Annotated in this window: 19 protein-coding genes and 1 pseudogene; 15 read left to right on the plus strand and 5 right to left on the minus strand. The window is 65.7% G+C overall.

Annotated elements, in window-relative coordinates:
• The first annotated feature begins 45 nt into the window (after positions 1-45).
• Positions 46-606, plus strand: coding sequence for a MarR family winged helix-turn-helix transcriptional regulator (locus V5279_RS43940; protein WP_414645880.1), 561 nt, complete (start codon positions 46-48; stop codon positions 604-606).
• 258 nt (positions 607-864) lie between these two features.
• Here the strand turns inward: V5279_RS43940 and V5279_RS43945 are convergent, their stop codons facing one another.
• Together V5279_RS43945 and V5279_RS43950 are read right to left on the minus strand one after the other, a co-directional pair.
• Entirely contained in the window at positions 865-1,746 is an 882-nt protein-coding gene (locus V5279_RS43945; RefSeq protein WP_338693419.1) for an NAD(P)-dependent oxidoreductase, read from the minus strand.
• A 63-nt stretch (positions 1,747-1,809) separates the two neighbouring features.
• Entirely contained in the window at positions 1,810-2,616 is an 807-nt protein-coding gene (locus tag V5279_RS43950; protein ID WP_338693421.1) for an N-acyl homoserine lactonase family protein, read from the minus strand.
• A 497-nt stretch (positions 2,617-3,113) separates the two neighbouring features.
• On the opposite strand from V5279_RS43950, the gene V5279_RS43955 reads away from it, so the two are divergent.
• The 4 genes and pseudogenes from V5279_RS43955 to V5279_RS43970 all read left to right on the plus strand — a co-directional run bounded on the left by V5279_RS43955 (position 3,114) and on the right by V5279_RS43970 (position 9,843).
• On the plus strand, positions 3,114-4,691 hold the full coding sequence (locus V5279_RS43955; protein ID WP_338693423.1) for a caspase family protein: 1,578 nt from the start codon (positions 3,114-3,116) through the stop codon (positions 4,689-4,691).
• Positions 4,692-4,827: 136 nt separating this feature from the next.
• Positions 4,828-5,480, plus strand: a pseudogene (locus V5279_RS43960) (OmpA family protein).
• Positions 5,481-5,763: 283 nt separating this feature from the next.
• Complete coding sequence (locus V5279_RS43965) at positions 5,764-6,681, plus strand: efflux RND transporter periplasmic adaptor subunit (protein ID WP_338701724.1); 918 nt, start codon at positions 5,764-5,766, stop codon at positions 6,679-6,681.
• A 12-nt stretch (positions 6,682-6,693) separates the two neighbouring features.
• On the plus strand, positions 6,694-9,843 hold the full coding sequence (locus V5279_RS43970; protein WP_338693425.1) for an efflux RND transporter permease subunit: 3,150 nt from the start codon (positions 6,694-6,696) through the stop codon (positions 9,841-9,843).
• Positions 9,844-9,877: 34 nt separating this feature from the next.
• On the opposite strand, the gene V5279_RS43975 is transcribed toward V5279_RS43970, so the two are convergent.
• Positions 9,878-10,513: a pyridoxamine 5'-phosphate oxidase family protein gene (locus tag V5279_RS43975; RefSeq protein ID WP_338693427.1), complete on the minus strand. Its 636-nt coding sequence runs from the start codon at positions 10,511-10,513 to the stop codon at positions 9,878-9,880.
• A 342-nt stretch (positions 10,514-10,855) separates the two neighbouring features.
• On the minus strand, positions 10,856-11,530 hold the full coding sequence (locus V5279_RS43980) for a Crp/Fnr family transcriptional regulator (RefSeq protein WP_166299930.1): 675 nt from the start codon (positions 11,528-11,530) through the stop codon (positions 10,856-10,858).
• Positions 11,531-11,741: 211 nt separating this feature from the next.
• Here V5279_RS43980 and V5279_RS43985 point away from each other — a divergent pair, with 211 nt between their 5' ends.
• From V5279_RS43985 to V5279_RS44010, 6 genes are all read left to right on the plus strand, one after another.
• Positions 11,742-13,805: an AsmA family protein gene (locus tag V5279_RS43985; protein ID WP_338693430.1), complete on the plus strand. Its 2,064-nt coding sequence runs from the start codon at positions 11,742-11,744 to the stop codon at positions 13,803-13,805.
• A gap of 133 nt (positions 13,806-13,938) precedes the next feature.
• Positions 13,939-16,374: an adenylate/guanylate cyclase domain-containing protein gene (locus tag V5279_RS43990; RefSeq protein WP_338693432.1), complete on the plus strand. Its 2,436-nt coding sequence runs from the start codon at positions 13,939-13,941 to the stop codon at positions 16,372-16,374.
• A gap of 395 nt (positions 16,375-16,769) precedes the next feature.
• Positions 16,770-16,979 carry a cold-shock protein gene (locus tag V5279_RS43995; protein ID WP_029084280.1) on the plus strand — a complete coding sequence of 70 codons (210 nt, stop codon included), beginning with the start codon at positions 16,770-16,772 and terminating at the stop codon, positions 16,977-16,979.
• A 254-nt stretch (positions 16,980-17,233) separates the two neighbouring features.
• Positions 17,234-17,479, plus strand: coding sequence for a hypothetical protein (locus V5279_RS44000; protein ID WP_029084279.1), 246 nt, complete (start codon positions 17,234-17,236; stop codon positions 17,477-17,479).
• Between the two features lie 976 nt (positions 17,480-18,455).
• A complete protein-coding gene (locus V5279_RS44005) occupies positions 18,456-19,559 on the plus strand; it encodes an alpha/beta fold hydrolase (RefSeq protein WP_338693441.1) in 1,104 nt (367 codons plus the stop codon).
• A gap of 100 nt (positions 19,560-19,659) precedes the next feature.
• On the plus strand, positions 19,660-20,511 hold the full coding sequence (locus V5279_RS44010) for an efflux RND transporter periplasmic adaptor subunit (protein WP_338701726.1): 852 nt from the start codon (positions 19,660-19,662) through the stop codon (positions 20,509-20,511).
• A 168-nt stretch (positions 20,512-20,679) separates the two neighbouring features.
• On the opposite strand, the gene V5279_RS44015 is transcribed toward V5279_RS44010, so the two are convergent.
• A complete protein-coding gene (locus V5279_RS44015; RefSeq protein ID WP_338693443.1) occupies positions 20,680-21,531 on the minus strand; it encodes a caspase family protein in 852 nt (283 codons plus the stop codon).
• 359 nt (positions 21,532-21,890) lie between these two features.
• Here V5279_RS44015 and V5279_RS44020 point away from each other — a divergent pair, with 359 nt between their 5' ends.
• From V5279_RS44020 to V5279_RS44035, 4 genes are all read left to right on the plus strand, one after another.
• Positions 21,891-23,618, plus strand: coding sequence for a hypothetical protein (locus V5279_RS44020; protein WP_414645983.1), 1,728 nt, complete (start codon positions 21,891-21,893; stop codon positions 23,616-23,618).
• A gap of 116 nt (positions 23,619-23,734) precedes the next feature.
• Complete coding sequence (locus V5279_RS44025; RefSeq protein WP_338693447.1) at positions 23,735-24,460, plus strand: thermonuclease family protein; 726 nt, start codon at positions 23,735-23,737, stop codon at positions 24,458-24,460.
• A gap of 175 nt (positions 24,461-24,635) precedes the next feature.
• Entirely contained in the window at positions 24,636-25,466 is an 831-nt protein-coding gene (locus tag V5279_RS44030) for an LssY C-terminal domain-containing protein (protein WP_338693449.1), read from the plus strand.
• A 133-nt stretch (positions 25,467-25,599) separates the two neighbouring features.
• The gene (locus V5279_RS44035; protein ID WP_338693451.1) at positions 25,600-26,784 is read left to right on the plus strand and encodes a pyridoxal-phosphate-dependent aminotransferase family protein; all 1,185 of its coding nucleotides are present in this window, start codon (positions 25,600-25,602) and stop codon (positions 26,782-26,784) included.
• Positions 26,785-26,823: the final 39 nt, after the last annotated feature.

Below are 26,823 nucleotides of genomic sequence, written 5' to 3' on the forward strand. Positions count from 1 at the left end.
TAAACCCCCAGTCGGGGCCGCCGTCAACCCAAATTGGAGGGATTTTTGGCCAGGACCTCTGCAAGCCAGCCTCCAGCCCGGCCGCGCAGCGCCGTGGACGGGGACGTGCGCGACAATGCCGCGCCAGGAAAGAAGCGCCTCGACCTCTTCCACTTCATGCCGTTCCGCCTCAACCGGCTGGCGGCCGAGGTGAACTCGGCGCTATCGAGCGAATATCAGGCGCGCTACGGCCTCGACATTCCGGAATGGCGCGTGCTCGCCACGCTGGGCTTCCGCAGCGATCCCTGCAGCGCGCAATACATCGCGCATTGCACCCGCACGCATAAGTCCACCATCAGCCGCGCGGTGTCGGCGCTGATGGAGCGCGAGATCGTCGAGCGCGTCGAGAACGCCGACGATCGCCGCGAATTCCGCCTGCAGCTGACCAAAAAGGGCCAGGCGCTGTACGAAGAGCTGATCCCGCGCCTGCTGCGCAAGGAGCAGGAGATCATCTCCTGCCTGTCCGCGCAGGAACGCCGTGATCTCGGACGCCTGCTCGGCAAGATCGAGACCAGCCTCGAGCTGGTGCAGACCAGCGAAGAGGCCGACGCGAAGGATGTGTATTAGGCCGGCGCGACGCGCACGCCTACAAACCCGTCATCCTGAGGTGCGAGCGGAGCGAGCCTCGAAGGATGAATCGGCCCAGCTGGCGGCCGTCGACCCTTCGAGACGCGCGCAAGAGCGCGCTCCTCAGGGTGACGGTGATGGAATGTCTGTGCGCGGCTCCCTCCAGCGTCATTGCAAGCGAAGCGAAGCAATCCATACATCCGAGCATGCGGGACGATGGATTGCTTCGTCGCTACGCTCCTCGCAATGACGGAGCCGTCACGCCCTGTCGATATGCTTGGCGATCACAGGGAAGTAATTGTCCTTCGATCCCTTGTCGATCGCCTCTTGCAACACCGTGCCGATCAGCTCCGCGCCACGGATATTGATGCCGGCGTCGGCCGCCAGCTCCAGCGCGTAGGACAAATCCTTCAGCGCATATTCGGTCGAGAACGCGCGCTCGGGAAACACGCCCGGCACGATCGCCTTCATGCCGTGGTTACGCAGCGCGAAGCTGTCCGCCGAGCCCTTCGACAGGGTATCGAGCAGCAGCTTCGGATCGACGCCATTGTGCTTCGCCACCGCGACGGCCTCGGCCAGCGCGTTCACGGTCTCGAACAGCACCATGTTGTTGAGGATTTTTGTCACCTGCCCGGCGCCGACCTCGCCGCAATGGGTGACGTCGGTGGCGAAACAGCGGATCAGCGGCTCGATCGCCGCATAGAGCGCGGGCACCGCGCCGACCATCACGCTGAGCGTGCCGTCCTGCGCCGCCTGCCGCGTGCGCGCGATCGGCGCGTCCGCCCAGGCCGCGCCTTTGGCCCGCAACTGCCCGGCAAAATCGCGGGTTTGGCTGACCGACGACGTGCCGAGATCGACCACCACCTGGCCGCTCCTCGCATTCTTCAGGATGCCGTCGCCCTCGAACACCGCGCGCACATGTTTGGCGCTCGGCAGGCAGAGGAACAGCACCTCACTCTGCCTGATGACATCAGCGACCGTTTCAGCCACCTCGGCGCCGTCAGCGCGCAGCCGCTGCAGTGGTTCGGCCGACAGGTCGAACACGACGACGCGCTTGCCGCTCTTCCTGACCAGGTTGCGGCAAATCGGCTCACCCATCACGCCGAGGCCGATGAACCCGAGAGTCTTATAGTCAGTCATATCGCTTCTTCTTTTTGACGTTTCTTGAGGTGATGTGGATGCACCCCGCCCAAACCGGCGGGGCTATTTCGCGAACGATCGCGACGGCGCCAGGTGCAGCGCGAACGCATCGACCTTGTCGCTGGCGCGCGGATAGATCTCGCTGACGATCGGATCGTGGCCGGGGATGAAGCGGTCCGGATGCCCGGCGAGCCGCTCGACGGTCTCCCAGCCCTGCGCCATATCGCCGACATTGTAGACGATCGGGAACGGGCTGCGCTTGGGCAGGTTGGCATAGTAATGCGCGGCGTCGGATGCCAGCACGACCGGGCCGCGCGCGGTCTCGACCCGCACCACCTGCAGGCCGTCGGAATGGCCGCCGACACGATGCACAGTGACGCCGGGCGCGATCTCGCCGTCGCCGGAATGGAAGGTGACGCGCTCGCCATAGACATGGCGCACCATCTGCGTGACATGTTCAATGGAGAACGGATGACGCAGCATGCCGTTGCACATGCAGCGGCCGGTTGCGTAGCTCATCTCGCGTTCCTGCAGATGGAATCTGGCGTTAGGGAAGCGGTCGAGATTGCCGGCGTGGTCATAATGCAGATGAGTGACGATGACGTCGCGGATTGCGTCGGCACTGACGCCGAAGCCGGCCAGCGCATCGACCGGATTGAGCGTCAGCTTGCGGGCGCGCGCCTTGGCCTCCTCTGCATTGAAGCCGGTGTCGACCAGAATGTCGCGGCCGTGGCCGCGGATCAGCCAGACGAAATAATCAAGATCCTGCGCGGTGGTGTCGTGCGGATCGTGCACCAGGAAGTTGAGGTGAGGGGTGCGCGGCGACATCGTCGCATAGCGCAGGGCGTAGATTTCGTAGGCGTTTCCCATCGGTTTCGCTCTTGTTTGCGTGGCTTGTTATGCACGGCTTGCCGTCCCGGACACAAAGCCATCGCCTCGCGCAAAGGTCAAACCGCGCGAAGTGCGACGAGCGCATGACAGGGGGCGAGCACCTCTGTGAGTGCAATCACATTATCCGGTCGCAGGAACCCGCACCATGCCACGACGGCGATGGCGGCCATGACTGCGGCTGTTGCACTGCGGCCTCGCCATCACCGCCGCGATTAGCGATGGCGCCGCAAGCCGTTGACGGGAGTTTAGCCGTGGCTTGATAATGGGTTTTCGCCAGTGCGTTTTCGAGCGAAGCCTGTCCCGCACTTGATGCGGGATGGCCACCGGTTCGCGTGAAGAAAACGCGTCAAAACAAGAATCTAGAGCCCCGTTCCGATTTCCATCGGAACGGAAATGGCTCTAGAGTAAGGTCCCCGAGGCGCAGGCTCGAAGCGGCGCCATTTCATTGGAAGCCGCGATCTGGATTTGCCGCGATTATGAGAATCCGCCTTGCCTTGCTCGCCACGCTGATTTTTTCAATCGCGTCGCCGACCCTGTCCTTCGCCGCCGGCGACCGCTTCGCGCTGGTAATCGGCAACGCCAAATATCCCGACGCCGACGCGCCGCTGAAGGAGCCGATCAACGACGCGCGTGACGTCGCCGACGAGCTCAAGCGCGACGGCTTCACCGTCGAGGTCGGCGAGAACCTGACCGGCGACGGCATGCGCCGCGCCTTCGAAAGGCTCTATGGCAGGATCAAGCCGGGCTCGGTCGCCCTGATCTTCTTCTCGGGCTACGGCATCCAGTCGAACCGGCAGAGCTACATGATCCCGGTCGATGCCCAGATCTGGGCCGAAGCCGACGTTCGCCGCGACGGTTTCAGCCTCGAGACCGTGCTCGGCGAGATCAACAGCCGCGGCGCCGGGGTGAAGATCGCCCTGGTCGACGCCTCGAGGCGCAACCCGTTCGAGCGCCGCTTCCGCAGCTTCTCGGCGGGGCTCGCCCCGGTGATCGCGCCCAACGGTACGCTGGTGATGTATTCGGCGGCACTGTCGTCCGTCATCTCGGACAATGGCAGCGACCACAGCCTGTTCGTGCGGGAACTCTTGAAGGAGATCCGCACCCCGGACCTGATGGCGGAGGAAACGCTGAACCGCACCCGCGTCGGCGTCACCCGGGCCTCGCGCCAGGAACAGGTGCCGTGGATCTCGTCGTCACTCGCCGAGGATTTCTCTTTCATTCCAGGCGGCGCAGCCATCCCAGGCGGCGCAGCCAGCCCGAGCGGCGCGGCGGGGCCGTCGACCGCTGCACCGGCTCCCGCGCCTGCCGCATCGCCGTCGCCCGAGGTGGCAGCCGCACCGCCGGTTTCACCTCCGCCTGCGCCGCCTCCGGCGACCACGCCGACGCCACCCGTGGCAGCCGCGCCGACGCCAGCGCCGCCGAAGCCGCCCGTCGCGACCGCGCCGACGTCGACGCCGCCCCCGCCAAAGGCGCCCGAGATCGCCCTGCCGCCGCCTGCGCCTCCCCCGCCGGTGGTGATCCAGCCGACGCCGGCGCCGAGCAGTTCGCCTGTGCTTGCCGACGATCCGACGATCAAGAGCCTCAGCGAAAAACTGGACAAGAACCCCGATGATGCGGCCGCGCTGTACCGCCGCGGCCAGGTCTATGCCAGCAAGGGTGCCTACGACCTCGCGGTGAAGGATTTCACCAATTCGCTGCGGCTGAACCCGAAGGACGTCGAGGCCTATAACAACCGCTGCTGGGTTCGCACCGTCATCGGCGACCTGCAGGCGGCGCTGAAGGACTGCAACGAGGCGCTGCGGCTGCGCCCGAATTTCGTCGATGCGCTCGACAGCCGCGGGCTGATGAACCTGAAGGGCGGCCAGAACAAGAACGCGATCGCCGATTTCGACGCTGCGCTGAAGATCAACCCGCGGCTGACCTCGTCGCTGTACGGGCGCGGCCTTGCCAAAAAGCGCAACGGCGCGGTCGCGGAAGGCGATCTCGACATCGCCAACGCCAGGGCGATGGATCCGAATATCGTCAAGGAATTCGCCGACTACGGCGTGCAATGACCAATCGAACGAGGCCTGCCCGCGACTCGAACCGCTGATGGAATTGCACGACTAATCAGAGGGTGCGTGCCGGCCACCGCTGCCGGCAATCGATAATTGCCTGGAACCGCGCCAACTCGCGCAGGGGGGGACCGAAATGTTCAAGCCGTCGGCAAAGGCCGCGATCCTTTCAATCATGACCGCCGGCGTCGTGCTGTCGTTCGGCATGACCGCCGTCCGCGCCGGTGACAACGTCACCGAGGACCAGATCATCAAGGCGCTGACGCCCGAGAAGAAATCGCTGACCCCGGCCTGTCGGCCGGCCCGCAGACCACCTCGCCCGAGCTGAACGCCGACCAGGCCAAATTCGTGCAGAGCGTCCGCGGCCGCGCCACCCGCTCGCTGTCCTCGGCCGAACGCGAGGAAATCGCGACCATCGTCCAGGACAAGCCCAAGATCGATCTCGAGATCAACTTCGACTACAACTCCGCCGACATCAGCGCGAAATCGCTGACGTCGGTGCAGGCACTCGGCCGCGCCCTGACCAATCAGGATCTGAAGGGCTCGACCTTCGTGGTCGCCGGCCACACCGACGCCGCCGGCGGCGAGGAGTACAATCAGGGCCTCTCGGAGCGCCGCGCCGACGCCATCAAGCGCTATCTCGTCGACAAATACGGCATCAACGGCACCGATCTCGTCACCGTCGGCTATGGCAAGAGCAAGCTGAAGGACCCAGGCCACCCGATGGCGGACGTGAACCGGCGCGTGCAGGTCGTGAATATGGAAAACAAGGCCACCGCCTCCAAGTGACCTCCAAGTGATCTGGAAGCGATGGGCGTGGCGGACCGCCTTTTTGCGGTTACAATGCGTCCCGCACCCCGGCGGGGCGCATTTGCTTTTGGGTCAATGCTTTGGACCGAGGTCCAAAGCGGCCCACACGTGACCCGCCTCACATGACGTCAGGGCATGATCCCCAACAATGGACACCGGCCTTTCGCAGGCTCAGGCAATATGATGGCGAGCGGGATGAGACTTCGACGAATACCCATGGCGCGACACGTTCTGGCGCGACAAGTTCTGGATTGATCCGGTGATGAATTTTTCCCAGTACCTCAAGCCCGCGCTCGGCACGCTGTTTGTCATCATCCTCGCTGTCGCCTATTACGCGTTCGAGCACCGCTCCCATCCGGAGGAGAAGGAGACGCCGGGCCAGGCGCTGGTGGTGGTGACGAAGTCGACCAATGCCTGCTTCTCCGACATGGTCCGCGTCACCGGCTTCATCGTGCCGCGCCGCGAGGCGCAGGTGAATGTCGACCAGGAAGGCTCCAAGGTCACCGACGTGCTGGTCCGCGAGGGCGATACCGTGACCGAGAACCAGGAACTGGCGCGGCTGACCCCGCCGCCGCAGCAGACCGCTCAGGGCAACGCCAAGCCGATCGTGTTGCGCGCGCCGGCGGCCGGCCTCGTCACCGAGGTGCGGACCGCGCCCGGCGCGCCGGCCTCGCCGCAGGCGCCGCCGATGTTCAAGATCTCGATCAACAACGAGATCGAGCTCGACGCCGAGGTGCCGGGCTTCCAGCTGCTGAAGCTCAATCCCGGCGCCAATGTGCGGATCAGCCGCGACGATGCGCCCGACATGGTCGGCAAGGTCCGACTGATCTCGCCGCAGATCGACCGCACCACCCAGCTCGGGCACGTCCGCATCACCATCAACAACAATCCGACGCTGAAGGTCGGCATGTTCGCGCGCGCCAATATCGACGCCAAGCGCTCCTGCGGCGTCGCGGTGCCGCGCACCGCGATCGACCGCCTGACCCTGCAGGTCGTCAAGGGCAACACGGTCGAGACCCGCAGGGTGCGCGTCGGGCTGACCTCGGACACCTCGACCGAAATTCTTGAAGGCCTCGACGTCGGCGAAATCGTCGTGGCCGATGCTGGCACCTCGCTGCATGACGGCGACCAGATCAAGACCATGTTCGCCGACGAACTCGATCGCACTCGGACACGGTAATCGGGCACGCTAATGGCTTTGAACATCTCGGCATGGTCGATCCGGAACCCGCTTCCCTCGATCGTCTTCTCGATCATCCTGCTCGTGCTGGGCTATGTCTCCTTCACCAAGCTCGCGGTGACGCGGCTGCCGAGCGCCGACATTCCGGTGATCTCGGTCGCGGTCTCGCAATTCGGCGCCGCGCCGTCCGAACTTGAGTCGCAGGTCACCAAGACGATCGAAGACGGCGTCTCCGGCGTCGAGGGCGTGCGCCACATCTCCTCATCGATCACCGACGGCCTGTCGGTGACCACGATCCAGTTCGCGCTGGAGACCAACACCGACCGCGCGCTGAACGACGTCAAGGACGCGGTGACGCGGGTCCGCGCCAACCTGCCGCAGAACGTCACCGAGCCCTTGATCCAGCGCGTCGACGTGATCGGCCTGCCGATCGTGACCTATGCCGCGATCTCACCCGGCAAGACGCCGGAGCAGCTCTCCTATTTCGTCGACGACGTGGTCAAGCGCGCGCTGCAGGGCGTCCGCGGCGTCGCCCAGGTCGAGCGCATCGGCGGTGTCGAGCGCGAGATCCTGGTCTCGCTCGATCCCGACAAGCTGCAGGCGGTGGGGCTCACCGCGGTCAATGTCAGCCAGATCCTGCGCGGCACCAATGTCGACGTCGCCGGCGGCCGCGCCGAGATCGGCAAGAACGACCAGGCGATCCGGACGCTGGCCGGTGCCAAGACGCTGAACGAGCTTGCCGGCACGATGATTCCGCTGTTCGGCGGTGGCGAGATCCGGCTCGACGACCTCGGCACCGTCACCGACACCATCGCCGACCGGCGCACCTTCGCCCGCTTCAACGGCGAGCCGGTGGTCGCGCTCGGCATCAAGCGCTCCAAGGGCGCCAGCGACGTGGTGGTCGCGGCCGCGGTGCAGAAGCGGATCGACGCGCTCAAGGTTGCCTATCCCGACGTCGACCTCAAGCTGATCGACACCTCGGTCGAGTTCACCAAGGGCAATTACGAAGCCGCGATCTCGACCTTGTTCGAGGGCGCGATCCTCGCCGTCATCATCGTGCTGCTGTTCCTGCGTGATATCAGGGCCACCATCATCGCGGCGGTCTCGCTGCCGCTGTCGATCTTCCCGGCATTCTGGGCGATGGACCTGCTCGGCTTCTCGCTCAACCTGGTCTCCTTCCTCGCCATCACGTTGTCGACCGGTATTCTGGTCGACGACGCCATCGTCGAGATCGAGAACATCGTCCGCCACATGCGAATGGGCAAGTCGCCCTATCGTGCCGCGCTTGAAGCGGCCGACGAGATCGGCCTTGCGGTGATCGCGATCTCGCTCACCATCATCGCGATCTTCGCGCCGGCGAGCTTCATGTCGGGGATCGCCGGACAGTTCTTCAAGCAGTTCGGCATCACCGTATCGGTGCAGGTGTTCTTCTCGCTGCTCGCCGCGCGCTTCGTGACGCCGGTGCTGGCCGCCTATTTCCTCAAGCACCATGACCACGACGACCCGCCGCCCGGCCCCATCCTGCGCGGCTATCACAGCCTCGTCGCCTGGTCGGTGAAGCACCATTACATCACCGTGCTGATCGGCTTTGCGGTCTTTGCCGCGTCGATCTGGAGCATCACGCTATTGCCGCAGGGCTTCCTGCCGGCGCAGGACACCGCGCGCTCGCTGCTCGCGATGGAGCTGCCGCCCGGCTCGCAGCTCGCCTACACCGAGAAGGTGACCGAGGAGATCGTGGCGCGCTTGCGCAAGCGGCCCGAGGTGAGGAGCATCTTCGTCGACGGCGGCCGCGTGCCACCGGGCACGCAAGAAGTGCGTCGCGCCGCGCTGATCATCAACTACACGCCGAAGGCGGACCGCAAGATCACCCAGCGCGAGCTCGAGCTTGCGATCGGCAAGGAGCTCGAGAACGTTCCTGACATCAGGTTCTGGTTCCTCGACGAGAACGGCCTGCGCGCCATCTCGCTCGTCGTCACCGGCACCGACAGCAACATCGTCAACAATGTCGCGAGCGAACTGGCGACGCAGATGAAGCGGATCCCGATCATCGCCAACGTTATCTCGGAGACCGCGCTCGACCGGCCCGAGCTGCGCATCCGTCCGCGCGCCGAGCTCGCCGCGCGGCTCGGCGTCTCGACCGAGAGCCTGTCGCAGACCATCCGCGTCGCCACCATCGGCGATGTCGGCCCGGCGCTGGCCAAGTTCGACGCCGGCGACCGCCAGGTGCCGATCCGCGTCCAGCTCGAGGACAATGCGCGCAGCGACCTGCAGATGCTGGAGCAGCTGCGCGTGCCGCTCGGCCAGCGCGGCGAACGCGGCGGCGTGCCGCTCTCCGTCGTCGCCGACATCCAGCTCGACCAGGGCCCGACCAGCATCAACCGCTACGACCGCGAGCGGCAGGCCACCGTCGCCGCCGACCTGGTCGGCAACGCCGCACTCGGCGATGCTACCAAGCTGATCTACGACCTGCCGGTCATGAAGAGCCTGCCGAAGGGCGTGAAGGTCAGCCCGTCCGGCGACGCCGAGAGCCTCGCCGAGCTGTCCGACGGCTTCGCCACCGCGATCACCGCCGGCCTGATGATGGTCTATGCCGTGCTGGTGCTGCTGTTCGGCACCTTCCTGCAGCCGATCACCATCCTGTTCTCGCTGCCGCTCTCGATCGGCGGCGCGATCGGCGCGCTGCTGCTGACCGGCAAGCAGCTCACCACACCGGTGTGGATCGGCATCCTGATGCTGATGGGCATCGTCACCAAGAACGCCATCATGCTGGTGGAGTTCGCGGTGGAGGCGATCCGCGACGGCAAGGTGCGCGAAGACGCCATGATCGACGCCGGCATGAAGCGCGCCCGCCCGATCGTGATGACCACGATCGCGATGGCCGCCGGCATGATGCCGTCGGCCCTTGCGTTCGGCGCCGGCGGCGAATTTCGCTCGCCGATGGCGCTCGCGGTGATCGGCGGCCTGATCTTCTCGACCGTGCTGTCGCTGGTGTTCGTGCCGGCGATGTTCATGGTGATGGACGATATCGGCAGCCTGATCTGGCGCTTCGGCAAGCGGCTCGTCGTCTCCCACGCCGACCACGAGCTGACCCCGAGCGAGCATCCGGCCGACGAGGCCAAGAAGCCCGGCCCGCCGAGCATGATCTCACCCGCCGCGGAGTGAGCGCGCTGACGTTCTAACCCAACTTCATCGCGGTCTAGTAGAGCCTTGTGCGATAGGCTTCTTCCATCGCCTTCTCGGCGGCCTCGACCTCGACGGCGGCGGTCTGCTCGGCGATGATCCGGCCCAGCGTCGGGAAGCTGTGACGCTCGACCTGCGTGGTGGGATTCCAAAGCTTTGAGCGCATCAGCGCCTTGCCGCAATGGAAGTAGGTCTCATCGACATGCACCTTCACGCCGATGATCGGCGTGACGTTCTGCACCGTCAGCGGGGTCAGCAGATCCGGCTCCTGCGAGATCTCCGCCCGCCCGTTGACGCGCAGCGTCTCGTTGATGCCGGGCACCAGGAAGATCAGCCCGACCCCGGGCGAAGCGATGATGTTGCCGAACGTATCGACCCGGTTGTTGCCGCGCCGGTCCGGGATCAGCAGCGTCTTGTCGTCGAGCACGGAGACGAAGCCCGGCGCATCACCGCGCGGGCTGGCGTCGGCATGGCCCTTGCCGTCGCTGGTGGCGATGACGAGGAACGGCGACAGTGCGATGAAGTCGCGGCAGAACTTGTCGAGATGATTGAGGACCTTCTTCTCCGCGAGCGGGCTCACTTGCCCGAAATGCGCGCGCAGATCCTCCTGCGACTTGACCGGCGGCTTGCCGTCCGTGTTCTGGCTGTCCATGACCGACTCCCTCTGGTCGGTCTATACCACGTCGATGCCTGAATTGATGCCCGCTGCGGCGCATGCGGGCTTCCGCCGCAGCGCTTTTCTCGACGATCTGCCGTTCTGCAGGACGATGACGCGGTCGCGCCGATGGCCAGGAACGCAAAACCCCTGCGGTCACGGGAAGAGACCGCAGGGGTTGCTGGTGGATGGCGTGAGGCCAGCAAGGCTGGGTGTCACCCCAAGGACCGGCTGCAATGAAAGCGACTCCGGCCTGTTCCCGCAAGCAAGTCTTTTGGGCAGGAGAAGCAGCGCGCGCGAGACATTCGCGGTCCTCGCGCGCACATTGCAGGCATCCGCTTAGTCGTTGCGCGCGACCGCCGTCAGCTTGGTCATGTTGTGCAGCATGATCCGGCCGCGCTGCAGGTCGACGATCCCGTCCTTGCGCCAGGTCTGCAGCTGCCGGTTGACGCTTTCGCGCGCGGCGCCGACGAAGATGCCGAGCTGTTCCTGCGAGATGTGTACCTCGGAGCCGAAATCCTCGGCAAGTGCGCACAGCCGGCGTGCGAGGCGGACCGGCAACGGCTGCAGCACGGATTCTTCCATCCGCTCGCTCTGCCAGCGGATGCGCTGGCACAGCAATTCGATCAGCCTGACCGCGACCTTCGGCTCGCGCTCGAGGAAGCTGAGGAAATCCTCGCGCCGAAGCACGAACAATTCGCTGGCTTCGCCCGCGGTGGCGTCCGCGGTGCGGTCCTGACCATCGAGCACGGCGACTTCGCCGAACAGATCGCCGGATCCCATGAAGTTCAGCGTGAGCCGGCTGCCGTCGGAGGCCCCGGTCTCGATCCGGATCTGGCCGCGGCGGACCCCAAACAGGGCGTCGCCGGGATCGCCTTTCTGGAACAACACCTCGCCGGCCGAGAGCTGCTGGGTGTGGCAGAGGCCCGAAAGCCGCTGCAACTCGTCCGCACCGAGATCGGCGAACATCGGGTTCATCTTTAGAATGACCGCAAATTCGGCCTGTTTGTTCATTGTACTGCCTTCCAAATCGATCCAAGCAGTCCCCGACGCTCGGTTAGCAAAAATCACCCTCATGGGAGTGTGTGAGAGGTCACATAAGTTCATGCTGGTAACGGATTATTTTTCGCCTCATTGGAGCGAGGTCCCGTTTGCGGGATAATCTCATGCGATCGGCCGTGCTTTTCCGCGGCGGAACCCCGCTTGCCCGGCCTGGAACGACGACATGAGAGCACTGAGATTTGCCGGGGCCGCCATTGCTGCCGTGATTGTGATCATCGCGCTGGTGGCGGCGGTCGGGATTCCGACCACCTTCCTCACCTCTGGTATCACCGAGCGGGTCGAGCGCGAGACCGGCTACAAGCTCGCGATCAATGGCGGCGCCAAGATTGGCCTCTGGCCGACCGTCAATGTGACGCTGAGCGACGTCGTGTTGCAGGACCCGCGGGAGCGCGAGGTCAATAACCGGTTCGCCGCTGCCAGCGTCGAAGTCGAGATGACGCTGTCGAGCCTGTGGTCGGGCCAGCCCGATATCACCGACCTCGTCATCGCCAAGCCCGTGATCAACCTGCCGCTGCAGCGCGAGCGCACCCGCGACCATAATCCGCCGGCGAAGTCTGCTGCGTCCGACAATGGCGGCATCACGATCCGGCATGTCAGCGTCAGCGGCGCCACCATCGTGTTTTCCAATGTGCGCGATCGGATCGAGAACCGGATCGAGATGCTCAACGCCGACGCGACCATCGGCGCCGACCGCAAGATCGTGGTCACGGGTGACGCGCGCGCGAGCGACAAGCCGCTGAAGTTCGAGATCCGCGCGACCACACCGCAAGCGCCGCTCGAGCGTCAGAACGTGCCGGCCGAGTTCAACATCGATGCGCCGGGCCTGTTGCCCGCGGCGATCAAGGCGAATGCCGAGCTGAGGTTGAACGGCACGGTCGTGATGTTCAACGGCGTGTCCGGCACGCTCGGCGACGGCGGCTTCACCGGCTGGGCCTCGGTCGACTTCGCCAGCAACAAGCCGCTGGTGAAGCTCGATCTCGACTTCCAGCGCATTGCGATTGCGCTGACGCCGAGCCAGTCCGGCACATCGCAGCCATTGGGCACGAACAGCTGGAGCAACGCCTCGATCGACCTTGGCGGGCTCAACTATGTCGACGCGCAGGCGCGCATCTCGGCGGGCGAGCTCATGATCGGCGACGGCCGCTTCGCGCCGGCGGCGATCGATGCGTCGGTCGACAGCGGCGTGCTGAAGGGGCGGCTCACCAATCTCGGCGCCTATGAGGGCACCGCCAATGGCGATCTCACCATCGACGCGAGGGGCGAGAATCCAAGCTACGCGCTGCGGCTCGATCTCGCCGGGGTGCGCGCACTGCCGGTGCTGAAGAGCCTCGCCGAGTTCGACAAGCTCGACGGACGCATGCAGGCCAAGATCGCGCTCACCTCGCAGGGCGGAAGCGAGCGCGCCATCGTCGGCAATCTCGGCGGCACGGCCTTCGTCGTATTCCAGGACGGCAAGATCCTCGGCCTCAACATCGCGCAGATGATCCGCAGCCTCACCGCCAGCACCTTGTCGGGCTGGCAGGAAAGCCAGGAGCTTTCGACCGACCTCAGCCAGCTCTCGGCGTCGTTCAAGATCGACAAGGGCCAGGCCGTCACCACCGATCTCAATCTGATCGGCCCGCTGGTGAAGATGACCGGGGTCGGCACCATCGACCTCAACACAAGGCAGATCGGGTTCCGCGTCGAGCCGCAGCTCGTGATGACCACCGAAGGCCAGGGCCGCGCCGGCAATCCGGTCGGCCTCGGCATTCCCGTGATGGTCGAGGGCCCCTGGGTCAGCCCGCGGATCTATCCGGAGATGCAGGGCATCCTCGACAACCCTGAGGCCGCCTATGCCAAGCTCAAGGAGATGGGCAAGGGCCTGTTCGGCGCGAATGGCCAAGGTCTGACCGAGGGCCTCAGCGGGCTGAGCAATCTCCTCAACGGCGCGCAGGGCGGCGGAACCGGCGCACAGCCCGGCACCAGCCAACCTCCAGGCGGCGCCGGCCAGAGCAACCCGCTCGGCGGCCAGCTTGGCGAGACCATCGGCAACCTGCTGCAGCAGGGCCTCTCCACAATGAACCAGGGCAACGCCTCCCGCCCGAGCCGCAACTTGGCCCCATCCGCGCCCGACGCACCGCCGGCCGCCGACCAACCCCCGCCACCCAATCCCCCGCCCGGCGCGACCGCCGAGCAGCACGACAATCCGGCGATGAACGACGTGCTGCGCCAGCTGTTCAATCGCTGATTATTCCCGGATATCCCCTGCCAATATCCGGGGCTAACCATGCGGCGGGAGGCTCCGCCCTGCCCCGCCGATCCGTGCTAAACAGCGCCGGATGATGCGGCGCACCCGATTGCGAGGGGGCGGACGAGGCTGGATGAACGGGGTGACGGACAAGGGCAAGATCTGGTTCCTGCGCGGCGGCCTGTTCGCCAAATACGTCCTCGCGCTGGTCGGGCTCGTCGTGTTCGTGCTGGCGGTCAACGGCGCGCTCGAGACCTGGATCAGCTACCGCGGCATCAGGAGCACGCTCACCGATGCCATGAGCGAGAAGGCGGACGCCACCGCCAAGCGCATCGAGCAGGCGATCTCCGACCTCGAGCGCCAGATCTCCTGGGTGACCCGCGCCTCCTCCAACACCATCGAGCTGCGCCGCGCCGACTATGCCCAGCTGCTCGGCCAGGTGCCGGCGGTGAGCCAGCTCACGCTGATCAACGGCCAGGGCCGCGAGCTGCTGCGGCTGTCGCGCCAGACCGTCACGGTGAACTCCAACGCCGACTTGTCCCGCGACCTCCGCTTCATCGAGGCAGTGAGCCGCGGCACCGCCTACGCGCCAGCCACTTTCCGCGACGGGCGGCCCTTCATGTCGATCGGCGAGCAGCATTCCGGCTTCAATGCCGGCGTCACAGTGGCCGAGATCGATTTGCGCTTCCTCAACGACTATTTCGGCGATTCCCAGGTCGGCCGCCTGGCCTTCGCCTATGTCGTCGACGCCAAGGGCCGCGTGCTGGCGAGCTCGTCGAAGGGCCCGGAGGTCGGCAAGGATCTCGCCGCGCTGCCGCAGGTCGCCGCGGTGCTGTCGCCCGCCGGCAAGCGGCTCGCCTCCGGCACGGACATCAACGGCAACGCGGTGCTGACCACGGCGAGCGCCGCACCGAATCTCGGCTGGCACGTGTTTGTCGAGCAGCCGACGTCGCAGGCGCTCTCCCCGATCCGCGACCAGCTGGTGCGCATCGCGCTGCTGATCGCGCTCGGCCTCCTGGTCGCAATCATCGCCGGCACGATTTTGGCGCGCCGCATGCTGGTGCCGATCACAGCCCTTCGTGCCGGCGCGCGGCGGCTCGGCGCCGGCGACTTCGGCCATCGCATCGAGGTCAAGACCGCGGACGAACTGGAGGAGCTCGCCGGGCAGTTCAACAGCATGGCCTCGCAGCTTGCGGAAACCTATTCCGACCTCGAATGGAAGGTGAAGGAGCGCACCCGCGACCTCGCGCAATCGATCAACGAGCTGAAGGTGCTCGAGGAGGTCGGCCGCGCGGTGGCGTCCTCGCTCGATCTCAACGCGGTGCTGCCGACGGTCGCCGCCCGCGCGCTCGAGATCACCCATGCCGACGCCGTGCTGATCTATGGCCATGACGCCGCGCACCGCAGCTTCAACCTGACGCAATCGATCGGCATCGACGCTGAGGCCGAGGGGCGCCATCGCGCCATCGATGCGGCGAACAGCCCCCTTGCTGAAGCCGCGGCCAATGGCGAGCCGCTGGCTTTCCCCGATCTCACAGGCGAGGGCGATCATCCGCTGCGCGACGTCGTGGTCGGCGCCGGCTTCCACTCCGTGCTGGTGGTACCGCTGGTCGACCAGCAGGGCGTGCTCGGCTCGCTGGTGGTGCTGCGCAAGGCGGCCGGCGATTTCCCCGCGAGCCTGATCGGCCTGATGAAGACCTTTGCGCACCAAGCGGTGCTGGCGATGCGCAACGCGCGGCTGTTCACTGAAGTGGACCAGAAGAGCCACGCGCTGGAGCAGGCCCATTCCACCGTGCGCGAGCAGGCAGACAAGCTCCGCGAGCAGACCGAGGAGCTCAAGGACTGGAACAAGTCGCTGGAGGCCCGCGTCGAGACCCAGCTTTCCGAGATCGAGCGCATCCGCAAGCTCGAACGTTTCCTGGCGCCGCAGGTGGCGCAGCTGATCGCCTCCTCCGAGAGTCCCGAGGGGCTGCTCGCCAGCCACCGCCGCGAAGTCACCGTGGTGTTCTGCGATCTGCGCGGCTTCACCGCCTTCACCGAAGCGACCGAGCCGGAAGAGGCGATGAACGTACTGCGCGAGTATCACGCGGCGCTCGGCACGCTGATCTTCAAGTACGAAGGCACGCTCGACAAATATGCCGGCGACGGCGTGATGATCCTGTTCAACGCGCCGATCCTGCTCGCAGACCACACGCTGCGCGCGGTGAAGATGGCGATAGAGATGCGCGACACCATCGGCCCGCTGACCGAGCGCTGGCGCAACCGCGGGCATAGCCTGGGGTTCGGCATCGGCATCGCCGTCGGCTACGCCACGCTCGGCCAGGTCGGCTTCGAGCAACGGCTGGAATATGCCGCGATCGGCAGCGTCACCAACCTCGCCTCCCGCCTGTGCGGCGAGGCCAAGGCCGGCCAGATCGTGGTGAGCCGCCGCGTCTACGGCATCGTCGAACCCAATGTCGAAGGCCGCGCCATCGATGACCTCGTGCTGAAGGGATTCAATCACCCGATCCTCGCCGCGGAGATTTTGAGCTGGAAGGGCGAGCCGTCAGCGGAAGCGGCGGCGGAGTAGCCGGCGCGCACATCACTCCTCACCGGACGCATCCACCCAATCCCGTCATGCTGAGGTGCGAGCGGAGCGAGCCTCGAAGCATGCACGGCCCCGCTCGTGCCCGTCGACCCTTCGAGACGCGCTTCGCGCTCCTCAGGGTGACGGTTTGAGAGTTCGTGCCGCTACCGCGCCGTCCTAATTGCGAGGAGAGACCCGTCGGCCGCATCCGCCAGCGGGAACCCGCTACCGCCGAAACCTTGCATTCGCGGGGAAAGTGTGTATATTAGGGCCATTCGATTAGCCGTTGTGCCTTGTTGAATGGCCAGAACGGCCCTCCTCCAAAGACATCGCCAGTTGAATGGATGTGACGCGCAGTATTGCGCAAAAACGCGCTTACGCGCTTTGGAGAAGAGAAGATGGCGACAGGTACTGTGAAGTGGTTCAACGGCCAGAAGGGCTTTGGTTTCATCGAGCCGAGCGACGGCAGCAAGGATGTGTTCGTTCACATCAGCGCGGTCGAGCGTGCCGGTCTGACTGGCCTCGCTGAAGGACAGAAGGTCTCGTTCGAACTGAAGACCGACAAGATGCGCGGCAAGACCAGCGCCGAGAATCTTCAGATCGTCTGAGATTCCTGCTTGGGCATGGTTTCAGCGGAAAGCGCGACGCGCTTTCCGCGAACATGCCGGTTCGTCATTCCACGGATGTACTGGAATGACGTTGCTGCCCGCTCGATCCACCCGGATTGGGCGGGTTTTAGCATGTGCTTTTGCGCGTGATCCCTGAGAACGCGACGTCGCGCCGTTTGGCGAGACAGAAGCGCCGCAGGACACAGACGCGACGCGCTTGCGCGGGGGAATCATGCCCTTGAGAGAGGATGCCGATGAACGCCAGGAAGCCCGCTCCATCGCCCGCAAGCCTTGCGAGAGCCGACCGCCAGCGGATGGCGGCCGAGGAAGGCGCCCGCGCCATCGCCGAGGTCGAGCGCGACGCCGCCGCGATCCGCAAGAACATGGAGCGGCTGCGCGCGCTACGCGAAGCGCGCGAGGCCCAGGCCGCCGCCGAGGCCGAACTGGCGCCAGCCCCCATCGCCAAGAAGAAGGCGCGCGTGAAACGCATCGTGCGCTGACGCTGCGCTGTGGCTGCTCAGTCTTGAACGTGGCGACAACCGAATGAGCCGCCAGCATCTTCCCGTCATTGCGAGCGAAGCGAAGCAATCCATTAGTTCAGCATACGCGGAGCTATGGATTGCTTCGTCGCTTACGCTCCTCGCAATGACAGTCTCAATCCCGTCATCCTGAGGTGCGAGCGGAGCGAGCCTCGAAGGATGCACGGCCACCAGCCGGGCCGTCGACCCTTCGAGACGCGCGCAAAAGCGCGCTCATCAGGGTGACGGCGCGCCGAGTTTAGTCCCGGATCAACATTGTCAAACAGCTGATGCGTTCGCGGTCTCGCGGCGCGTTGCGCCCGAGTCATGCGATCAACCCACCCTCATTCTTAAGGAGAGGGCGCAGGGAGGGCCGGGCGCCGATTGCACCCGCGGGTCCCGTGCAACAAAAAGCACGGGAGGTAGGACCACAGGTGAAACCGGAACATCCGGCCTTCCCTGCGCAATGGGTTACGGCTTACTTCGTGCTCTTCCCGGTGAGACCGGGCTTGCTTGTCACCGCCGTCGCAAAAACGCTTGCGCGTTTTGCTAGGGGGCACCTGCCACTGGGGCGCCAGAACCACACGACTTCACCGTCCGCCGGCTAACGCGCTTCGTCTCGCCCGCCGCCAACGTCCATCGCATCCCGCCGCACGTTCGTGACGATCGCGATACGCCCCTCTTGCCGGGCGGGACGGGGGAAGTTGTAGAGCTGAGTTGGGGGTAGAGCCAAGACAAATTCCGAATACCAGAATTGACCGTGGAAAGCAAAACGCCTCCTCTTCAGTCGTTGTGTCCGATCATTCGCGCGCTGATCAACATCCAGTGAATCTGACTGCGTCCGTGATCACGATCACGACCCTTCCCGCCCGTCCCAGGAATAACCCATCCCCCGCGTCGTTCGCGTCATGACGCGACGCGCGCGTCGCTGAGAACAAGAACAAGCAGGATGGGTTTGATGACGGGTTTGGACGGGATGCCTGAGGCGGCGTCGGTGGTGGCGCTGCACTGCTCGCTGGGATCGGGACGGCAATGGACGAAGCTTGCGGCGGCGCTCGGCGGTTACAGGTTCATGGCGCCGGATATTTCCGGCTATGGCGTTGCTGCCATTGGGCGCGACTGGCCGCGGACGCTGGATGGCGAGATCGCGCTGCTCGAGCCCTGGCTCGCAAAGGCCGAGGGGCCGATCCATCTGATCGGGCATTCCTATGGCGGGGCGATCGCGTTCCGGATGGCGACGGCATCGCCGCATGCGCAGCGGATCCGCAGCCTGACGCTGATCGAGCCGGTATTGCCGACGCTGTTGCGTGACGAGTCGTCACGCAAGAGCTCTTTGTTTGAGCATGATCCGGTCGGAAAACCGCTGCACACTTTTCCGGATCATGCTGTGCGTGAAGCGTCGTCACGCAGCAATTCTTTGTTTGAGCATGATCCCCGCGCAAACGCGCCCCGCGCTTGTCGCGAGGGACAACCGCCGCGCCCTTTTCCGGATCATACGCTGCTCGACTCGCCGGCCGACGCGCGGCTCTACGAGCGCTTCGCGCGCACGGCGCACATCGTGTCGCAGGATATTTTCGACGGCGCGGTCATGGAGGCGGTCGAGGCGTTCACTGCGTTCTGGGCCGGCTCCGGCCCGCGCGAGCAGTTCTCGCCGAGCGGGCGGCTGCGGATGATCGAGCAGGCCGACAAGCTGCCTTACGATTTCAACGCCGCGCTCGATCTGGACGGGGTGGCGGCCGCCGCCCGCGGTCTGGGGGTGCCGACGCTGCTGCTGTCGGGCGGGCTGTCGCCCTATGTGACGCAGCGCATTGTCGCAAAGCTGGCCCTGCTGATTGATGGCGCCGAGCTGCGGCATCTGCCGGCCGCCGGCCACATGCTGCCGGTGACGCATGCCGAACGGGTCAACCCGGAGATTCTGCGCCACATCTGGCGCGCCGAGGAATTGGCGAAGCTGCAGCTGGCCGCGGATGCCGGCGCCGCCAACGCGGCGGCCGGCACGGTGCAGCCGGCTGGCCCGGCCAGGCCGCATCTGGTATTCAGGAGGCCCTCATTTTGGGAATGAATTGCCGATGATTTTGCGCCTCAAGCAATTGATGGGTTTCGCTTCCGCCTTCGCTCTTCGAGCTACGGCGGACAAGCCGCTCTACCCATCCTACGCAGCGATGACGGCCCTCGCCGCGCTGGTCCTGCTCGCCGTCTCGCCTGCGTCTGCAGCGGGCGAAACGGACGCGGCACCGAAGGGCGCGGCGGTGACGGTGCTGAAGGCCTCAAAATTCTGCTTCGGCAATATCGTCGAGGTGTCCGGCATCGTGCTGCCGCGCGACGAACAGCAGGTCCGCCCCGAACGGTTCGGGCTGAAGGTGGCGGAAGTGAATGCCGATCCCGGCGACACCGTCACCGCGGGCCAGGTGCTGGCGAAGCTGACCGACGGCACCAACTCGACCAACATCACGGCCCCGGTGGCGGGCACGATCTCGGCGTCGTCGGCGATCGTCGGCGCGCCGGCCTCCGGCAAGGACGCGCTGTTCTCGATCATCGCCAAGAGCGAATACGATCTGGTCGGCATGGTGCCGACCCGCGATATCGCCAAGCTGAAGGCCGAGCAGACCGCGCGGCTGAAGATCATCGGCGCCGGCGATGTCGACGGCAAGGTGCGGCGGATCGCGCCGACCATCGAGCCGAACAGCCAGCTCGGCCAGGTGTTCATCGCCATCAGCGCCAACAAGCGGCTGCTGGTGAATTCGAGCGGACGGGCGCAGATCAAGACCGGGCAGAGCTGCGGCGTCGCGGTGCCGCTGACCGCGATCCTCTATTCCACCGCCGGCACCGTGGTGCAGGTGATCCGCGGCGGCCGGGTCGAGACGCGGCGGGTTGAGACCGGGTTGATGTCGGCCGGCCAGGTCGAGATCCGCGACGGCATCCAGGAAGGCGACATCGTCGTCGCCCGCGCCGGCGCGCTGCTGCGCGAAGGCGATCCGGTGCGGCCGGTGGGCGCGAGCGCGGACGCGAAGTAGACGGCGCTGCACCCACAGCGTCGTCCAGGGCAAGCGAAGCGCGACCCGGGACCCATAACCACCGATCTTTGCGATGAACGCGGCTGCGGCCCCAGCATCGCACCACAACGCACATTCGTGGTTATGGGTCCCGGCTTTCGCCGGGACGACGTGCGGGAAGACTTGGGCTCAGCCGCCGAGCTTGATGTCTTCCAGCAGCGAGGACGACACGCTCGGCACCTGCTCGCCTTCGCTCGCGCGCGAGATCGCGACGCGGGTCTTGTTGAAGGCGGTTTCGGCGCCGGCCTGGGCGTTGAGGTTGTTGATCAGCTCGGAGACCAGCACGCTGTTCGGCGCCCTGGAATCGTCGGCGACCTTGCCCGGCGTCGCCGAGGTCAGCACCAGCGTGTTCTCCGGCGGCGAGATCGGCGCCAGGCCGTGCGAGAAGGCGCGGAAACGGCGCTCATAGGGATTGCGGCGCGAGGCATCGAGCACCACGAGCTTGGCTTTCGCGCCGCGCTCCTTCATCGCATCGAGCACGGACTCGACGCTGACACCGGTGCGCTTGACGTCGGCTTCCTTCCAGATCGTGGCATCGACCGGGATCATGTAGCTCTCGCGGCCGACCTGCACGCCGTAGCCGCCGAAGAACAGCATCACGACGGTGTCGGGGCGGATCTTGGCCTTCATGCGCTCGACCGCGCGGACCATGTCGTCGCGCGTCGCGTCCTCGACCACATCGACGTCAAAGCCCTCGCGGCGCAGCGCCGACGACAAAGTGCGGGCATCGTTGATCGGCTGGGCGAGCGGGGCCGCTGCATCCGGGTAATGGCCGTTGCCGATGATCAGCGCGAGGCGAGACGTGCCGGCCGGGATGCTGCCGGTGGTGTCGGTGGCGACAGCCCCGACGGTCCCTTTGGCGACATCCATCGTCCGCTTGTTGAGCGCGGCATGGGCGCCGATCGCCAGCGACACCGTGCCGGCCACCGCCACAGCAAAGGCGATGGTGCGGCGGGAAATATGAGGCTGCCTAAGGTTCATAGCGTTCCTAGTCCCAATCTTTATCCCGATCGCGCTCACACGAGATCGCGCCAGTTAGTCGCGTCAGAGACATTCAGGTTTAATGGGGTTGAAGCCTGTGTGCCGTCGATTGAGCTCAATTTGCGGCGCTGCAACAAACATTCCATTAACCCGACCGGGCGGCCGGAGCAACCCGGTTTGCCGCATGCTGCCGCCCGGCAGAGGCCATTGACGCCGTTAAGATCCCGTTACGTGACCTCGGTCACATTTGTATTTTGCAGGGATTCATATAGCTTTCCAACGACTTGCGGGAATCCGGGGCGGAGCGCGGGAAATACTGCCTGATGGCAGCGTTAACCGGTTCCAACAGAAAGAGTTTCATGGGCTTTCACGAGATCGCAGGCGCCGTGTGCCGGTCACTGACCGCAGCCAAGGACGGCCCGTCGCTGTACGACGTATGCGACCCCGTGCTGCAGTCCTATCGCGGCGGCGATGCCCATCTCGGGAAGTTCTACCGGACCGCGCTCGGCAATCCGCCGCTGCGCGCGCTGCTCCGCCGCACCGGCCTGCCCGCGCTGAACGACCCCGACCGGCTCGGCGGCCTGCGCGCCGCGCTGACGCAGGCGCGCGACGCCGAGGCGCCGGACTGGGCCGCGATCGGCGCGCCCGTCGCCGCGCTGATGGACGATATCGGCGTCCGCCACCCGGCCCCGCCGGCAGCGCCGGCGCCGGGGCGGATGCCCGAGATGGCAGAGATCGACCGCGTGATCCGCCTGACCGGCGCGCATCTGCTGCGCGCGTTCGGCAAAAACGGCTTCATCCCGACCTATGCCGCCTTCAATCTGATCGGCGACCCCGACGTCGGCGGCCGCGAGATGCTGATGGCGCTGACCGGGCTCAACGCGCGCGGCTACAAGAACTCGACCCTGCTGTTCAGCCTGGCACGTATCTTCATCGCCCATTCGCCGGCGCGGGTGCTGATCAATCCGGCCTGGCGCGGCATCGCCGAGCCGATGTGGGAACCGGTGCAGATCCGCCACCGCTCGGCCTATTACGACGCGTTCTTCATCGAGGCACTGCTCGGCTTTGTCGAGACCGGGCTGGCATCGCCGGATGAGACAAGCGCGGCGCGGCGCGCGATCTCTGACATGGTCGAGTTCTGCCTGAAGACCAGCGCCGAGGAGGTGCCGTCGTATGACGGCTCCATCGTGAAAGTCGTCACCGCGCTGGCGCCGGGCCGGCATCCGCGCTTCTCGCGGTTCTTCGCCCAGATCAAGCAGGACCTCGGCTTCGGCATCTATGTGCCCGACTGCGACACCACCGCCTGCTCGTTCTCTGCCGCGACACAGGCCGGCTCCGACGATCCGATCCTCGCGCAGCCGCTGCTCGACTTCTACCGCGGCTACCAGGTGCGCGCGGGCGCCAACGAGCCGCGCGTCACGGTGCCGCTCAACGACAACATCGATTATGAAGGCGGCGTCGTCACCTGGATCGACAATCTCGCGGGCGAGCGGCCCTACGGCAACGACCTCGATCCGACGCTGAACCTTGACATTCTCGAGGTCTCGTTCCGCAACCTCACCCGCTGGAAGATCATCGAGACGCCGCAGCGGCTGGAGACGGTGCATCGCATCATCGCCTTCCAGAGGACTCTGGTCGAAAGCGGCGCGTTCAAGAATCCGCGCTCGCATATCTATTATCTGCCGGAGCTCTATTCGGCCTATTTCGGCCGCTGCTACGCCGCCTTCGTCGCGCTGCCGCTGGCAGCGCAGCGCGTCATCGATCCGGGCAACGTGTTCGCGCTGATCCGCGCCCGGGTGCTCGGCTACGTCACGAACGAGCTGATCGCCCACGAGATGAACCCGTTCGACGCCGCACTGGCGCTGATGGCGCTGGCGCATCTTGGCGCCGCGGTCTCGACCTTCACGCCGGCGCTGCACTGCATCGTGCAGGGCCTCGGCGAGGGCGGCCGCAAGGGGCCCTACAAGGCCTATGAATGGAATAAGATGAAGACCCCGTCCCGCATCCTGGTCGGCGGGCCCGAGGTGACGTCGGCCTTCGTGCTGATGGGCCTCGCGCTGGCGAAGAAGCGGATGACGCGAAGTTGAAACTGGCGGAAACACTCCAGCACTGGCACGGTTGCCCAATTGCCCGCACAATCCTTGGGCACTGACGTCGAGACGCTCAAGCCCTTTGAACGACAAGAATCTGGCCGGGAATGCCGATGTTCAAGACGCTGCTCACTGCTGGCCTGCTGCTCGCGCTGCCGACCTTGGCTGTCGCCGCCGACATCACCGGCGTGCCGAAGATCCGCGATGGCGACCAGATCCAGATCGGCAGCGCCCGCATCCGGCTCGGCGGTGTCGACGCGCCATCGACCGACCAGCTCTGCCTCAACACCAAGGGCGAACGCTGGACCTGCGGCGTCGCCGCGCGCGACGAGCTGATCAAGCATGCCGGCAACAAGAGCTGGACCTGCCATCCCCGCTCGGTCGATCGCCGCGGCCGCACCATCGCGCGCTGCGAGGTCGACGGCGAGGACATCCAGAAATGGCTGGTCAGCAATGGCTGGGCGCTGGCCTACACCCGCGTCTCGCATGATTACGAGCCGGACGAAAAGGCGGCGCGCGAGGCCAAGGCCGGGATGTGGCAAGGCGCGTTCATCGCGCCGTGGGACTGGCGCGTGCGCAACAAGAAGACAAATGTGCTCGGCGCGGTGAAGCCGCCGGATGGCGCCAGCTCGATCCTGCTCGCCTCGGCCTCGGGCCCCGTCGCGCCCTCGCCCGACTGCACCATCAAGGGCAACGTCAACCGCTCCGGCGAATGCATCTTTCATCAGCCGACCAGCCGCTGGTACGCCAAGATCGAGATGAAGATCAGCAAGGGCACGCGCTGGTTCTGCTCGGTCGAGGAAGCCGAGGCCGCCGGCTGCCGCGAGACGCGGCGTTAGGCAGAGGTGAGATTGAATCGTTCCGCATCGTCAGTGCACCCCCTCTCCCGCTTGCGGGGGAGGGTCGGGGTGGGGGCTCTCTCCACGAGTCATATTGCGGAAATAGCCCCCACCCGGATTGCATCTTCGATGCAATCCGACCTCCCCCGCAAGCGGGAGAGGTAAGGAGGCCGCTGTGACCAACGTCGAGATCAATCCGCCCGTGGCGCGCCGGCGCAAACGCCTGCGCTATCTGCAGCTGTTTCTGTTCGCCCTCTTCATCTACCTGATCGCGGCCTATCTGCTGCTGCCCGCACTGTGGACCCATTACGAACACCAGAAGGGCCTTGCCAACCTGCCGATGGTGACGCGCACCGCGCAGGGCATTCCCGGCGATCCGATGAATGTCGGGCTGATCGGCGACACCAGGGACGTGGTCTGCGCGATGCACGAAGCCGGCTGGTATCCGGCCGATCCGGTCACGCTGAAATCCTCGATCGAAATCGTAGGCTCCGTGCTGCTCGATCGTCCCTACAAGGATGCGCCGGTGAGCAACCTGTTCTATCTCGATCGCCGCGAAGACCTTGCCTTCGAGAAACCGGTTGGAACGAGCGCGGACCGCCGCAACCATGTCCGCTTCTGGAAGGTGCTCGATCAGGGCGAGGAGAAGCGCCCGGTGTGGCTTGGCGCTGCGACGCTCGACCGCGGCGTCGGCGTCAGCCACTACACCGGCGCGGTGACCCATCATATCGCGGCCGATCTCGACGCCGAACGTGCGCTGCTCGCCACCGATCTCGAGTCCGCCGGCATGGTCACCGCGAAATATCAGGTGACCGGGATCGGCCCGACCCTCGCCGGCCGCAACGGCGGCGGCGACCTCTATTACACCGACGGCGAAATCTGGGTGCTGCGGTTGGTCGAGGCCTGCCGCAAGAACCACGGCACGGTCGAGCAGATCCCAAGCCCCGCCGCGACCGAATTCAAGGACCAGGTCTGGCGCGCGGTGGTCGAATCAATCGGCAAATGAGGGCTGTGTCCCGCGCTTTTGGAAACGCTGGATTGCTTCGTGTGGCTCGCAATCGGAGCCACGATGGAATATCCTCGGCACTTGACCCCTCACACGCATGATTTGCGTTGCTTTACCCATAAGGAACAGGACGATGACCGTTCGCGCGGGCCGGGAATTTCTGGCCATCCCCGGGCCCACCACGATGCCCGATCAGGTGCTGCAGGCGATGCATCGCCCGGCGCTCGACATCTACTCCGCCGAGATGGTCGAACTGACCGAAAGCCTGCTGCGCGATCTCTCGAAGCTGTTCGCCACCACGGGCAAATCCTACATCTACATCGCCAATGGCCACGGCGCCTGGGAGGCGACGCTCTCCAACGTGCTGTCGCGCGGCGACAAGGTGCTGGTGCTGGAGAGCGGGCGCTTTGCGATCGGCTGGGGCCAGGCGGCGGCCGCGATGGGCGCCGAGGTCGAGGTGCTGAAGGGCGACTGGCGCCGCGCGATCCGCCCCGCGGAGGTCGAAGAGCGGCTGCGCCGCGACAAGGAGCACAAGATCAAGGCGATCCTCGCCGTGCAGGTCGACACCGCGTCGGGCGCCTACAACGACATCGAGGCGATCGGCAGGGCGATCAAGGCCGCCGGCCATCCCGCGCTGTTCATGGTCGACACTGTCGCCTCGCTCGGCTGCATGCCGTTCGAGATGGACAAATGGTATGTCGACGTTGCGATGTCCGGTTCGCAGAAGGGCCTGATGACGCCGCCCGGCCTCGGCTTCGTCGCCGCCAATGACCGCGCCTGGGACGCGCACAAGAAGGCCGACCTGCGCACGCCCTATTGGGACTGGACCGAGCGCGAAGGCAGCGAGCACTACCGCAAATATGCCGGCACCGCGCCGGTGCATCTGTTGTTCGCTTTGCGCGAGGCGATCAACATGCTGCATGCCGAAGGCCTGGAGAATGCCTTCGAACGGCACCGGCTGCTCGGCGAAGCCGTGCGCCGCGCGGTTGCCACCTGGGCCGAGGGCCAGGTGCTCGGCTTCAACATCACTGAAGCCGCCGAGCGCTCCAACACGGTGACAACCGTGACCGTGAAGGGCGCCGATCCCGCCGCGATCCAGCGCTACGCCAAGGAGAAATGCGGCGTCGTGCTCGGCACCGGCATCGGCGATTTGCAGGGCCAGGCGTTCCGTATCGCGCATATGGGCCACGTCAACGCGCCGATGATCCTCGGCACGCTCGGCGTCGTCGAGGTCGCGCTCACCGCGCTGAAGATTCCACACGGCAAGGCCGGCGCCGACGCCGCGATCCAGTGGCTCGGCGAGAACGTGAAGGCGTAGGCTTTCCCAGCGCGTCCTACGTCCCGGACGCACATGCTT

Source organism: Bradyrhizobium sp. 26S5 (genome assembly GCF_036923295.1).
GTDB classification, from domain to species: Bacteria; Pseudomonadota; Alphaproteobacteria; order Rhizobiales; family Xanthobacteraceae; genus Bradyrhizobium; species Bradyrhizobium septentrionale.

Coding starts and splice junctions, on each gene's coding strand:
- V5279_RS43945 (WP_338693419.1), bottom strand. CDS start 1,746: ATGACTGACTATAAGACTCTCGGGTTCATCGGCCTCGGCGTGATGGGT.
- V5279_RS43950 (WP_338693421.1), bottom strand. CDS start 2,616: ATGGGAAACGCCTACGAAATCTACGCCCTGCGCTATGCGACGATGTCG.
- V5279_RS43955 (WP_338693423.1), top strand. CDS start 3,114: ATGAGAATCCGCCTTGCCTTGCTCGCCACGCTGATTTTTTCAATCGCG.
- V5279_RS43965 (WP_338701724.1), top strand. CDS start 5,764: ATGAATTTTTCCCAGTACCTCAAGCCCGCGCTCGGCACGCTGTTTGTC.
- V5279_RS43970 (WP_338693425.1), top strand. CDS start 6,694: ATGGCTTTGAACATCTCGGCATGGTCGATCCGGAACCCGCTTCCCTCG.
- V5279_RS43975 (WP_338693427.1), bottom strand. CDS start 10,513: ATGGACAGCCAGAACACGGACGGCAAGCCGCCGGTCAAGTCGCAGGAG.
- V5279_RS43980 (WP_166299930.1), bottom strand. CDS start 11,530: ATGAACAAACAGGCCGAATTTGCGGTCATTCTAAAGATGAACCCGATG.
- V5279_RS43985 (WP_338693430.1), top strand. CDS start 11,742: ATGAGAGCACTGAGATTTGCCGGGGCCGCCATTGCTGCCGTGATTGTG.
- V5279_RS43990 (WP_338693432.1), top strand. CDS start 13,939: ATGAACGGGGTGACGGACAAGGGCAAGATCTGGTTCCTGCGCGGCGGC.
- V5279_RS43995 (WP_029084280.1), top strand. CDS start 16,770: ATGGCGACAGGTACTGTGAAGTGGTTCAACGGCCAGAAGGGCTTTGGT.
- V5279_RS44000 (WP_029084279.1), top strand. CDS start 17,234: ATGAACGCCAGGAAGCCCGCTCCATCGCCCGCAAGCCTTGCGAGAGCC.
- V5279_RS44005 (WP_338693441.1), top strand. CDS start 18,456: ATGACGGGTTTGGACGGGATGCCTGAGGCGGCGTCGGTGGTGGCGCTG.
- V5279_RS44010 (WP_338701726.1), top strand. CDS start 19,660: ATGACGGCCCTCGCCGCGCTGGTCCTGCTCGCCGTCTCGCCTGCGTCT.
- V5279_RS44015 (WP_338693443.1), bottom strand. CDS start 21,531: ATGAACCTTAGGCAGCCTCATATTTCCCGCCGCACCATCGCCTTTGCT.
- V5279_RS44020 (WP_414645983.1), top strand. CDS start 21,891: ATGGGCTTTCACGAGATCGCAGGCGCCGTGTGCCGGTCACTGACCGCA.
- V5279_RS44025 (WP_338693447.1), top strand. CDS start 23,735: ATGTTCAAGACGCTGCTCACTGCTGGCCTGCTGCTCGCGCTGCCGACC.
- V5279_RS44035 (WP_338693451.1), top strand. CDS start 25,600: ATGACCGTTCGCGCGGGCCGGGAATTTCTGGCCATCCCCGGGCCCACC.